Genomic DNA, 11,205 nt, shown 5'->3' with positions numbered 1-11,205 from the left:
GCGGCGGATGTGCCGATAGGGCGGGTACATCTTTCCAGACCTGCTGACGGCATCAATCCATGGACTTACAAGCCCTGCTCAACTACCCGGGTGCCATCCCCGCGATGTCGCGCACCGTCACCGACCTGATGTCGGAGATGAACAAGGACGATCCCAGCCCCAAGCGGGTCGGGGACCTGATCGCGCAAGACCCGTCTTTGACCACCCGCGTGTTGCGGCTGTCGAATTCGTCGTTCTTTCGCTCCAGCCGCAAGATCGGTGACCCGCACGAGGCGGTGAGCATGCTGGGCATGACCCATGTGCGCTCCCTGGTCATGGCGGCGGCGCTGGGCTCGAGCTTCAAGAACGTGCCCGGCGTGAACCTGCAGCAGTTCTGGCGCTACAGCCTTCGCGCGGCCGACATCGCCAAGTCGCTGGCTGGCACGCTGCGCCAGAACGAGTCCAACGCCTACACCGCGGGCCTGATCCACGCCATTGGCGACCTGATCATGCACATCGCCATGCCCGACGAGATCGCGCCTCTGGACATGGGCACGCCGCCGCTGGACCTGCAACGCGCCAGCGCCGAACGCAACCGCTTTGACTACACCTACGCCGAAGTGGGGGCGGGCATGGTCGAGCGCTGGAACTTCCCCGAGGCGATCGTCAACGCGCTCAAGTACCAGACCGCACCGTTCGAGGGCGAGCTCTACGAACCGCTGGCGGGCGTGATCCACCTGGCCTCCTGGCGCGCAAGGGCCGAGGAAATCCAGCTCGACGACAGCGGTCTGGCCGCCACATTCCCCGACATGGTGGGCATCGCCCTGGGCCTGGACCTGGGTGCCGTGCTCGGCAAAGACCCGGAAGAGTGGTCCTTCGACGACGCCCTGGCGGCGTTTGTGGATTGAGGCCAAAAGGCCTCAAGTTTGGTCCGCAGCCAACGATATTTCGGACAGCAAAGCCAACCGCCCACCGGGAATCGCCATGCACCTCGAAAAGCTTCTCAAGCAACCCCAGGCACTGCCAGCCGTTCCCAAGGTCGTGCGGCGGCTGATCGAGTCGTTCGAGCAACCGGATGTCGATCCCATGCTGGTGGCCTCCTTGATCGAGGAGGACCCGGTCCTGACGGCCAAGCTGCTCAAAACCGCCAACTCGGCCTTCTTCGGCCTCTCGCGCAATGTGAACAACGCTCGCGAGGCGATGAACATCCTCGGTCTCATCAAGGTGCGCGCGCTGGTGATCGCCAGCGCCCTGGGCGAAGGCTTTCACACTGTGGGCGGGGTCAACCTCAACCAGTTCTGGCGCTACAGCCTGAACTCTGCCAACCTGGCGCGCTACATCGCCTTGCCGATCCGCATCGATGAAAACACGGCGTTCACCGCCGGTCTCATTCACGCCATTGGCGAGCTGGTGATGCACGTGGGCATGCCCGAATCGATGATCGACCTCGATCGCAGCGTGCCCATGCTCGACCTCAAGCGCGCCAAGGCCGAACGCAGCGTGTTCGGCTACAGCTATGCCGAAGTCGGCGCTGCGCTGGCCCGGGAGTGGAAGTTCCCGCGCCGCATGATCAACGCCATCGAGCACCAGACGGCACCTTTCGACAACGACGTGTACGAGCCCATCGCGGGTGTCATCCATATCGCGTCGTGGCGTGCGCGCGCCGAAGAGCAGGACCTGCGCGGCGAGTTGCTGATCAATACCTACCCCGATCCGGTCGGGCTGGTGCTGGGCATCGATCCGGACACCGTCGTGGCCGAATCCATCCCGTCCATCTCGCGTCACACCGACTTCGATGAGCCCGAGGCCGAGTCCACCGACGACACAGTGACCCACTGACCCGGCCCCGTCCAAGGAGTCGCGGACAATCCGCGGCATGCAAGCACTCCGTCTGTACGCCGGCCCGCTGGCGCTGAAGCACCTGCGCGAACATGGGCTGCGCCCGCGCGATGTGGGCGTGATCCCTGCCGCCGCGGGCGGGCCCAAAGGTCTCATCCTTGGCCCGCTCGATCAATTCCTTTTCGGCGACTGGCTGCGCGATACGCCCCAGACGATCCACCTCATTGGCGCTTCGATCGGCGCGTGGCGCATGGGAACGGCCTGTCTCGACAATCCGGCCGCCGCGTTCCAGCGCCTGGAGCACGACTACATCCACCAGCACTACGAGCTCGCGCCAGGCCAGCGGCGCCCCAGCCCGCAACAGATCAGCGACACCTTTTCCGCCAACCTGCAGGCGTTCTATGGCGGGCGCGTCGACCAAGTCCTGCAACACCCGCGGTGGCGCCTGCACATCGTCACTTCGCGCGGGCGGCGCCTATTGTCCCGCGATGGAGCCTTGCGCACGCCGCTGGGCTACCTGGGCGCATTTGCCGCCAATGCCGTCCGACGACGCTCACTGGGCCAGTGGCTGGAGCGTGTGGTGTTCTCGGCCCCGGTACCGGCGCAGGGGACCGTGAGCGCACTGCCGTTTGACACGCACGACCTGCGCACGCGCCAGATTGCGCTGGGCCCGCACAATTTCATGCCTGCCTTGCAGGCCAGCTGTTCCATCCCGTTTGTGCTGCGGCCGGTGGCCGACATCGCGGGCGCGCCTCGCGGGGTGTATTGGGACGGCGGCATCACCGACTACCACCTGCACCTGCACTACCACGCAAGCCCGGAGGCACCCCTGGTGCTCTATCCGCATTTCCAGAAAGCGGTGGTCCCGGGCTGGCTCGACAAGGCCTGGAAGCGCCGCCACCGCAGCAGCGCGGCGCTGGATCACATGCTCGTCGTGGCGCCCGACCCTGAGTGGGTGCGCAGCCTGCCCAACGGCAAGCTGCCCGATCGCACCGACTTCGACCGCTACGGTCAGGATCTCGCCGCGCGTGTGAAGGCCTGGGGCACAGCCGTCGGCGCCGCGCGGCGTCTGGCCGACGAACTGGCGCAATGGCTGCTGCGACCAGACATGCAGCGCGTCGAGCCGCTGTAGTCCTCGGCGTCGGCGGAGGCGACGGCGGCTGCAGGCGGGATAATCCGCGCCGTGAACCTACCGTTTCTCACCGCAGCGCTTTACAAGTTCGTCAGCCTGCCCGACCACGCCGATCTTCAGGCGCCTTTGCGTGCGGCATGCGAACGCCATGGCGTCAAAGGCACCCTGTTGCTGGCGCAGGAGGGCATCAACGGCACCATCGCCGGCCCCCAGGAGGGTGTGCGCGCGGTGCTTGGCTGGCTGCGCAGCGACGCGCGCCTGTCCGACCTTCAGCACAAGGAGTCCTGGGCCGACGCGCCACCGTTTCACCGCCTGAAGGTGCGCCTCAAGCAGGAGATCGTCACCTTGCGCGTCCCGGGGCTGGACCCCACCCGAACGGTTGGCCAGTACGTCAAACCTGCTGATTGGAATGCGCTCATCGAGCAGCCCGACGTGGTGCTGATCGACACGCGCAACGACTATGAGGTCAAGATCGGCACCTTTGCCGGCGCCATCAATCCCGGCATACGCAGCTTCACCGAGTTGCCCGAGTGGCTGGCCAGCCAGCCAACGCTCAACCAGACGCACAAACCGCGCGTGGCCATGTTCTGCACCGGCGGCATTCGGTGCGAGAAATCAACGGCATTGCTGAAGATGCAGGGCTTTGAGGAGGTCTACCACCTCGAAGGGGGCATCCTGAAGTACCTGGAAGACGTGGCGCCCGAGCAAAGCCTGTGGCAGGGCGAATGCTTCGTCTTCGATGAACGCGTGAGCGTCGGCCACCACCTGGCGCCCGGCCAGTCGGTGCTTTGCCGTTCCTGCCGATGGCCGCTGAGCGAAGAAGACCTGGCGTCGCCACGCTATGTGGCCGGCGTGAGCTGCCCCCACTGCCATGCGCAGCGCAGCGATCAGGACAAGGCCCGGCTGCGCGAGCGCCAACGCCAGGTGGAACTCGCCCACGCCCGTGGCCAGCAACACATTGGCGCACAGGCGTTCTCGCCACCGGATCACGGGAACGCCGGCGCGGGCGTGAGCACGTCTCAGACTGACCAGAGCCAGAAGGTGGACGGCTCTTCCTCAGCGACAACGAGAGCGTCGCCTGGCAGCTGAGTTGGCCCCGCCGACTGGGTGATGGGTTGGCGCAGGCGACGGCCGTTGCGGGTGCGCTCGATCCAGTCCCCCGCCTGGCCCATGGCCTGATTCCATTCGTGCGTGGTGTCGGGCATTCCCCACTGCAAGGCAGTGGCCGCTGCCATGGCCAGCAGTCGTTTGGACGTGGAGGGTGGCGCAAGCTGCCATGCCCGCACGATCAACTGACGCGCCCTGGTCTTGTCGCCATCGAGCAAAGCCAACGATGCGTCGATGGCGCTGAGTGTTGCAGAGCGAGCGCGTCCCGCAGCACCATCCAGCGTCGCTCGAATGCGCTCCAGGGCGCCGCGCGCACGCGCGTGCAAGGCTGTGTCGATCAGGAACAGCCAGAAATCCTCGCGCATCCACAACCCGCAAGTGGACAGGTCAGCGAGAGCACCGTCCGCGAGTCTGAGCGCATCGGCGGCACTGCCGTCGATGCGCATGCGCCGCGCTTGCAGCCAGGCCAGAATGGCCTGTCGCCTCGGGCGGTGGACCTTGTCGACCGTCGAAAGGGCCCTGATGCAGGTATCCAGAGTGCCAACGTCATGCAATCGAGCGGCAAACGTGCCCAGCGTCAGGAGACACAAGGGCCGCGATGTCCGCCATGGCGCGCGGATGGCCATGTCGGCAGCGTGCTGGAGGTGTCGGGTGGCGGTCTCCAGGTCACCTTCCATCTCGCAAAGCTGTCCGTAGAGGTTGAGCAAGAGCGACTGCAGCCCGTCTTCGATGGGCTGCAACAGCAATTGCTGTATCACCTCGGTACCTGGTTCGGCGCCCGGCTCCTCCGGGTGCGCCAGGCGCAATTGCAATGCCGACAACAGCCACCAGCGGCGAGAGGCCGGGGGCAACGACATGGGATGACGCGACACCCATCGTCGCCACCAGGGTGCATCGACGGGCGCCGCTCTGGACGCACACAACAAGTGCGCGGCCGTCGCCAGTTGGCGGTGGGCAGTCTCCGTATCGGCCTCAAGCAACGCATCTGCGTGGGCTTGAGTCAACGCAATTTCTTCGGGGCGCCCGCCAGCCTGCGTTGCCACCATGGCTTCGCACAGGTCCAACCAGATGGCGTAGCGCAAGCCATTCGCCGGCGTCGCGAGAGTCGAAAGCCGATGCAGTTCGGCAGCCACGCCTGCGTCATCCCGCCACGCCGCTTCCATCAGCAGATCGGCCAGTACGTCGCCGCTGACCTTGGGCAGCAAGGTGGACCACGCACTCGACAGCGGGGCAATGGTGTGCGCCTGGCCAGGTACCGTCGGCTGGGGCAGCAAGGCGAGCTGTTCCCAACAGCGAGGCTTGGCGGCGGAACAAGGGACCAGCAGCATCGCGTTGAGCTGAGCGAGCAGGGCGGCAGCGCCAGCCGCTCGCCATACCGCTTCAAATGGCGACCCTGCCAGCCCATCCAGCTGGTGCCGATGCCCACCCTTGTCGATCATCTCCAGCGTCGCGCCGAAGTCGCCGTCCCCCAGGGAACGCACCTCGCAATGCGTTGTGATGGCGGTGTTGGGGCCTGGTATCCGCATGTCGTCGCGCACGGCGACGCCATGACTTTGAAGGGCCCATATGCCAAAGGCGTCCAGCGCGGCCACAGCCCAGGGCTCCTGACAGGACAGCCCGGATGCGGAAATGCGCTGCCAATCCCAGACGCCCGCCTCCCTGTGGGACAGCAGTTCGGACGGCATGATTCGGCGACGCTCAACATCCGCCGCCAGTCGGTAGCCGACACGATGCACCGTGCGAACCAGCTCGGGAAGCGAGGCGTCGGTGTACAGCGCCTTGCGCACCTTGAGCACGCTTTGGGCGATCACCGATGTCGACACGAAGCGACTGGACCAGACGTTGTCGAGCAGTTCGTCCTTGGTGACTACCCGCCCAGCATGGCGAAGCAGGTAAGCCAACAGATCAAAGCAGCGTCGCTCCATGGGGCGCAGCACGCCCTCATGCCGCAACTCGCGCCGATCGGTGCGCAGCACGAATGCGCCGAATCGATACTCCTCGGCGGGCCAGATCGCATCCCGCGTTGCCCCCTTGAATGTTTCGGTCAACCCGATCGATTGTCGGCTTTCCCCCTTGCTGCGCTCGCGCATGACGGCCTTCCCTTACCTGAAAGGGCCGATTAGAGCACCGCTAAAGTCGTCAATTTTTCGTGATTGCGGCCGCTCTTTTAGTCGTTTGGTACTCGACGCAGCACACGCATCAATGCATCGAGGCCAGCAGCATGTCGCGGTAGTCCTGCTCGGTGGCGAGGCGTGGGTTGGTCTTGTGACAGTGGTCGGCCATGGCGCCTTCGATGACGCGATCAAACACCGATGCATCGACGCCCATGGCCACCAGGCCGGCCGGCAGACCCAGACGAGCGCTCATGTCTTTGACGGCGTCGGCCACCGCCGAGCCGTCGCTCAGTCCCATGGCCTGCGCCATTCGATGCAACCGGTCTTCCTTTTGCATGGACTCGGTCTGGGCGTTGAAACGGATCACGGCAGGCAGGAAAACGGCATTGAGCGTGCCATGGTGCAGGCGCGGATTGATGCCACCCAGGCTGTGGCTGAGGCTGTGCACGCAACCCAGTCCTTTCTGAAACGCCATGGCGCCTTGCATGCTGGCGCTCATCATGTGCATGCGTGCCTCGCGGTCGCTGCCGTCTTTCGTGGCGCGCTCGATGTGCGCCCACCCACGGCGAAGTCCATCGAGCGCAATGCCGTCGGCCGGCGGATTGAAGGCCGCGCTCATGAAGGTTTCCATGCAGTGCGCAATGGCGTCCATGCCGGTGGCGGCCGTCAGCAGCGGTGGCAGGCCCAGGGTGAGTTCGGGGTCGAGCAGGGCGGTCTTGGGCACCAGGTGCCAGCTGTGAAACCCCAGCTTGCGCCCATCGTCGACGATGACGATGGCGCCGCGCGCCACCTCGCTGCCGGTGCCGGCCGTGGTGGGCACGGCAATCAGCGGGGGCACCGCATCGGTGATCCGGGGTGAGCCGCCCTCAATCGTGGCGTAGGTCTTGAGCGGGCCGTCGTGCGTGGCCGCGATCGCCACGCCCTTGCCGCAGTCGATGGCGCTGCCGCCACCCAGAGCGATCAGGCCGTCACATTGGTTGGTGCGAAACACCTCCACGGCGGCACGCACGGCCGCTTCGGTCGGGTTGGATGGTGTCTGGTCAAACACGGCAGGCTTCATGCCCGGCAGCGCCTGTAGCAGGCGATCGAGCAGGCCGGCGGCCTTGACGCCCGCGTCTGTCACCACCAGCGGGCGCGCCATGCCCACGCGTTCGCATTCGGCCTTCAGCTGAGCCAAAGCCCCGTAGTCGATGAGGATGTTTGTCACGTAAAGGATCTGGGGCACGGCTGTCTCCGGTTATGTTCGCGCGTCGCCCGAACTATAGGCACACCGCTGCACCCAGCGGTCGCCCAAAAGACAATCCCCCGATGACATCGCACCGCAACCCCCGCGCCCTGTTGACCCCGCCGATGCGCAGTGTGATCGACCGGATCGCTCGCGCCGGCCATCCGCCGTTTCATGCGCTGGCGCCCGATCAGGCGCGCGCGGCCTATGCGGCCGGTGCCGATGTGCTGGACATTCAGCCGCACGCGGTGAAACGCGACGAGGCCTTGGCCATCACCGCGCGCGACGGTGCCGTCTTGCCGGCGCGCCTGTTCGATGGCAGCCATGGCACGCCGGCACCCGTGCTTCTGTATTTCCATGGCGGCGGTTTCACCATCGGCAGCGTGGCCACGCACGAACGCCTGTGCCGTGCGCTGGCGCATCACGCGCAATGCGCAGTGGTGTCGGTGGACTACCGGCTCGCACCCGAGGCGAAGTTCCCCACCGCGGTTCACGACGCCTGGGACAGTCTGGCCTGGCTGCGCGCGCACGGCAGTGACCTGGGCCTGGATGTGTCGCGCGTGGCGGTGGGCGGTGACAGTGCCGGTGGCACCTTGTCGGCCGTGACGGCCATCGCTGCGCGCGACGCGGGTGTGCCACTGGCGCTGCAACTGCTGTTCTACCCAGGTTGCGCCGGCCACCAGAACACCGACTCGCACCACCGTTTTGCCGAAGGCTTCTTGCTGGAGGTGCCACACATTTCGTACTTTTTCCACCAATACTTGCGCGATGCCCGCGACCGTGACGACTGGCGCTTTGCGCCGCTGGACGGGCTGGCCGAAGACGGCCACACCAAGGACCTCGATGGGGTTGCCCCGGCCTGGATCGGCCTGGCAGAGTGCGATCCCCTGGTGGACGAAGGCGTGGCCTACGGCGACCGCCTGCGGCTGGCAGGTGTGCCGGTCGACCTTGAAATCTATGCGGGCGTGGTGCATGGCTTCATCCAGTTCGGCCGCGCCATCCCCGAAGCACTGCGCGCCCATCAAGACGCCGCCCGCGCCCTGCGCCAAGCCTTTGGAATCCACTGACATGCCCCAAGCCAAACGATCCGAGTTCCGTTTTTTTCATCGCCTGCGGGTGCGCTGGGCCGAAGTGGACATGCAGAAGATCGTGTTCAACGCGCACTACCTGATGTATTTCGACACCGCCATCACCGACTACTGGCGGGCCATGGCCATGCCGTACGAGGAGGGCATGCAGTTGCTGGCGGGTGACCTCTACGTGGTGAAGGCCACGGTCGAATTCCATGCCTCGGCGCGCATGGACGACCAGCTCGATGTGGCCTTGCGGTGCGAGCGCATCGGGCGCAGCTCCATCGCGTTTAGGGGCGCCATCTTTCGCGGTGATGAACACCTCATCAGCGGCGAGCTGGTCTACGTGTTCGCCAATCCCGAAACGCAGACGTCACTGCCCGTGCCCGATCGCCTGCGCAACATGCTTGAGGGCTTCGAGGCCGGCCAGGACATGGTCTCGGTGGCCGTGGGCGACTGGCAGACGCTGGGCGCAGGCGCCAGCGCCATCCGCAAGGCGGTGTTCGTGCAAGAGCAGCGCATTCCCATGGAGCTGGAGCTGGACGCGGCCGACGCCACCGCCGTGCATGCGCTTGCCACCAACCGGCTGGGCCAGGTGATCGGCACCGGGCGATTGCTGCAGGCGCAGCCGGGTGTTGCCAAGATCGGTCGCATGGCCGTGCACCGCACGCTGCGCGGCAGCAGCGTGGGGCGGCGTTTGTTGCTGGCCCTGATGGACGCTGCGCGAGAACGGGGCGATCAACAGGTGATGCTGCATGCCCAGCGCAGCGCGGTCGGGTTTTACGATCGCCTGGGCTTCGTCGCGCACGGCGCACCCTTCGAGGAGGCCGGCATCGAGCACCTGGAGATGGTCAAGGCACTGTGAGCACTTCTCGCCGGTGAGCCGCGGTTGCCAACGATGGCAGCGCGGCATTGGGTGCGTGCGTCCATTCGTCCATCGTCACCGCAGCGCCGACCACCCGCAGCACGGTACTGGTGCGGGTGGCGTAGCCCCGTTCGGGCATGCGAACGAACGGACTGGACAGCGCCCGTTCCACCTCAATCGGTACACCCGATGAGGGCAACTCGGCGTCCTGGGCATGCCGGGCATCGGTGAGGGCCTCACCCAGCAGGCCATCTGCCTCGGCAGGGGCGTGCAGGGCGTGCCGCAGGGCATCCGACAGCCGCCGCGATTTGGGCCATGGCGTGTTCAAGCTGGCGTTGGACAAGGTATGCACCCCTGGGGAGATGGCCGCGCAATGCAGCCGAGCGCTCGTCCGCGGATCGGCGCCGTGCGGGTCGCCCGGGTCCCGGTTACTGATCCAGGTCCAGCCACCTTCGACGATCGAGCCCACCACCAGGTTGAAGCCGGCGTAGTCGGCGGCGCCGAGCGATTGGGTGAATTCGTCCAGCGAGACGTCACCCCGCAACCAGCGCGTGACCAGCTCCCCACGACTTCGCTCCCCGCGCGCCAGATCGGCCTGGCGCACATTGGTCAGCCACGCCACGCGCCCCGAGGCCGTCACGCCCATCCACATGCCGCCGTCGCGCAGATCGCGCCCACCCACGACCGCGACGCCGTTGTCCAGTTGCCAGCGGTGCAGCGCGGCGGTGGGGCGCTCGAGGTACTCGTCGCGATTGGCGGCCACCCACAGCCCACAGCCGGGTGCGGCGTCGATGGCGAAGGCCACCAGGCACATGTCAGATGTCGTCGAGCAGGGGATAGGGCAGGGGCAACACGCTCAGACCCGCCTTGCCCGCGTGCAACGGCTGACCATCGACAGCGGCCACCTGCAGCGACGCGATGGCACGCCAACCGCCCGCCGGATCGATCGCTGCCTGCACCACGGTGCCGCAGGGCTGCTCCGCATCGCCCGGATGAAAAACCTCCTGTCCGGCCTGCACAGGCGCGTCGGCCCGCAAAACAAAGGCTCGGCGCTTGAGCGTGCCGCGGAACTGGCTGCGCGCGACCACCTCCTGGCCCGGGTAACAGCCCTTCTTGAAATTGACACCGCCCACCGATTCGTAGTTGAGCATTTGCGGCACAAAGGCATCAACGACGGGCTGCGTGAGCGTGGCCACGCCGCTGGCAACATCCCGGTAAGCCCACGATTCGTGGGCGAGGGGTGCGGCATCCGGGGCCGTACCGGCCGGGCCGATCCACAACGCGCGCGCAATGCCTTCGGACGGGTACAGGCGCACCACGCTGACTTCGCCGTCGCGCTGGTGCGACCAGGGTGGTGCAGGCAGTGCGGACGGGACGGCATCGCCGAGCATGCCGTGGACCTGCCAGGCCTCGCTGGCGTCACTGAGTTTGACCTTGGCGCGCAGCACAAACATCTGCAATCGCTTGAGCGTGGCCGCCAGCAGGTCCCGGCTGCACACCAGCAGCAACTGATCGGGCCCGCGCTTAACGGCCACGAAGCTGGCCAGCATGCGGCCCTTGGCCGAGCAGAAGGCGGCCAGGCGCGCTTCGCTAAAGCCCATCAGGGAAAAGTCCTGGGTCAGCTGGCCGTGCAAAAACGCGGCGGCTTGCTCGCCCTCGGCGGCAATGACGCCCAGTTCGGGCAGTGCGGCCGCGCCGCTGGCGACGTGAACGGCATCGGAAAGGGGATAAGAGGACATGCGGTCGATGAGGGGTCTGGCGGCCGTGACCGGAGGACACGTGCCGCCGGTGGAGGCCGGGGACCCGCGAATTATCATGACGACCCGCGTGCGCCGCCGCCGCCCGGCGCCTTCCCCCTGTCGACAGCAAGTTTT

The 11,205-nt window shown here is 66.4% G+C and carries 10 protein-coding genes; 6 read left to right on the top strand and 4 right to left on the bottom strand.

Annotated features, from left to right (window positions below):
• Positions 1-59: 59 nt before the first annotated feature.
• The 4 genes from KF871_RS16025 (at position 60) to KF871_RS16010 (ending at position 4,039) form a co-directional block, all read left to right on the top strand.
• Positions 60-887: an HDOD domain-containing protein gene (locus KF871_RS16025; protein WP_291144733.1), complete on the top strand. Its 828-nt coding sequence runs from the start codon at positions 60-62 to the stop codon at positions 885-887.
• Positions 888-963: 76 nt separating this feature from the next.
• A complete protein-coding gene (locus KF871_RS16020) occupies positions 964-1,818 on the top strand; it encodes an HDOD domain-containing protein (RefSeq protein ID WP_291144730.1) in 855 nt (284 codons plus the stop codon).
• 37 nt (positions 1,819-1,855) lie between these two features.
• Complete coding sequence (locus KF871_RS16015; RefSeq protein WP_291144727.1) at positions 1,856-2,950, top strand: phospholipase; 1,095 nt, start codon at positions 1,856-1,858, stop codon at positions 2,948-2,950.
• A gap of 51 nt (positions 2,951-3,001) precedes the next feature.
• Complete coding sequence (locus KF871_RS16010; RefSeq protein ID WP_291144726.1) at positions 3,002-4,039, top strand: rhodanese-related sulfurtransferase; 1,038 nt, start codon at positions 3,002-3,004, stop codon at positions 4,037-4,039.
• Here the strand turns inward: KF871_RS16010 and KF871_RS16005 are convergent.
• Together KF871_RS16005 and KF871_RS16000 are read right to left on the bottom strand one after the other, a co-directional pair.
• Positions 3,970-6,147, bottom strand: a complete 2,178-nt coding sequence (locus tag KF871_RS16005) for a transcriptional regulator (RefSeq protein WP_291144724.1) — start codon at positions 6,145-6,147, stop codon at positions 3,970-3,972. The two genes, KF871_RS16010 and KF871_RS16005, sit on opposite strands and share 70 nt — an antisense overlap.
• Positions 6,148-6,256: 109 nt before the next feature.
• Positions 6,257-7,396: an iron-containing alcohol dehydrogenase gene (locus KF871_RS16000; RefSeq protein ID WP_291144722.1), complete on the bottom strand. Its 1,140-nt coding sequence runs from the start codon at positions 7,394-7,396 to the stop codon at positions 6,257-6,259.
• A gap of 83 nt (positions 7,397-7,479) precedes the next feature.
• Between KF871_RS16000 and KF871_RS15995 the strand changes: the two genes are divergently transcribed.
• Positions 7,480-8,463: an alpha/beta hydrolase gene (locus tag KF871_RS15995; RefSeq protein ID WP_291144720.1), complete on the top strand. Its 984-nt coding sequence runs from the start codon at positions 7,480-7,482 to the stop codon at positions 8,461-8,463.
• A gap of 1 nt (position 8,464) precedes the next feature.
• Positions 8,465-9,331: a YbgC/FadM family acyl-CoA thioesterase gene (locus KF871_RS15990; RefSeq protein ID WP_291144718.1), complete on the top strand. Its 867-nt coding sequence runs from the start codon at positions 8,465-8,467 to the stop codon at positions 9,329-9,331.
• On the opposite strand, the gene KF871_RS15985 is transcribed toward KF871_RS15990, so the two are convergent.
• Together KF871_RS15985 and KF871_RS15980 are read right to left on the bottom strand one after the other, a co-directional pair.
• Positions 9,318-10,145, bottom strand: a complete 828-nt coding sequence (locus tag KF871_RS15985) for an NRDE family protein (protein WP_291144716.1) — start codon at positions 10,143-10,145, stop codon at positions 9,318-9,320. The two genes, KF871_RS15990 and KF871_RS15985, sit on opposite strands and share 14 nt — an antisense overlap.
• A 1-nt stretch (position 10,146) precedes the next feature.
• On the bottom strand, positions 10,147-11,070 hold the full coding sequence (locus tag KF871_RS15980) for a folate-binding protein (protein WP_291144714.1): 924 nt from the start codon (positions 11,068-11,070) through the stop codon (positions 10,147-10,149).
• Positions 11,071-11,205 lie beyond the last annotated feature (135 nt).

The organism is Hydrogenophaga sp. (genome assembly GCF_019635465.1).
Lineage (GTDB): Bacteria > Pseudomonadota > Gammaproteobacteria > Burkholderiales > Burkholderiaceae_C > Hydrogenophaga.
Note: the sequence above shows the minus strand (reverse complement) of the source record. Positions and strands in the feature narration are given on the sequence as shown.

Coding starts and splice junctions, on each gene's coding strand:
- KF871_RS16025 (WP_291144733.1), top strand. CDS start 60: ATGGACTTACAAGCCCTGCTCAACTACCCGGGTGCCATCCCCGCGATG.
- KF871_RS16020 (WP_291144730.1), top strand. CDS start 964: ATGCACCTCGAAAAGCTTCTCAAGCAACCCCAGGCACTGCCAGCCGTT.
- KF871_RS16015 (WP_291144727.1), top strand. CDS start 1,856: ATGCAAGCACTCCGTCTGTACGCCGGCCCGCTGGCGCTGAAGCACCTG.
- KF871_RS16005 (WP_291144724.1), bottom strand. CDS start 6,147: ATGCGCGAGCGCAGCAAGGGGGAAAGCCGACAATCGATCGGGTTGACC.
- KF871_RS15995 (WP_291144720.1), top strand. CDS start 7,480: ATGACATCGCACCGCAACCCCCGCGCCCTGTTGACCCCGCCGATGCGC.
- KF871_RS15990 (WP_291144718.1), top strand. CDS start 8,465: ATGCCCCAAGCCAAACGATCCGAGTTCCGTTTTTTTCATCGCCTGCGG.
- KF871_RS15985 (WP_291144716.1), bottom strand. CDS start 10,145: ATGTGCCTGGTGGCCTTCGCCATCGACGCCGCACCCGGCTGTGGGCTG.
- KF871_RS15980 (WP_291144714.1), bottom strand. CDS start 11,070: ATGTCCTCTTATCCCCTTTCCGATGCCGTTCACGTCGCCAGCGGCGCG.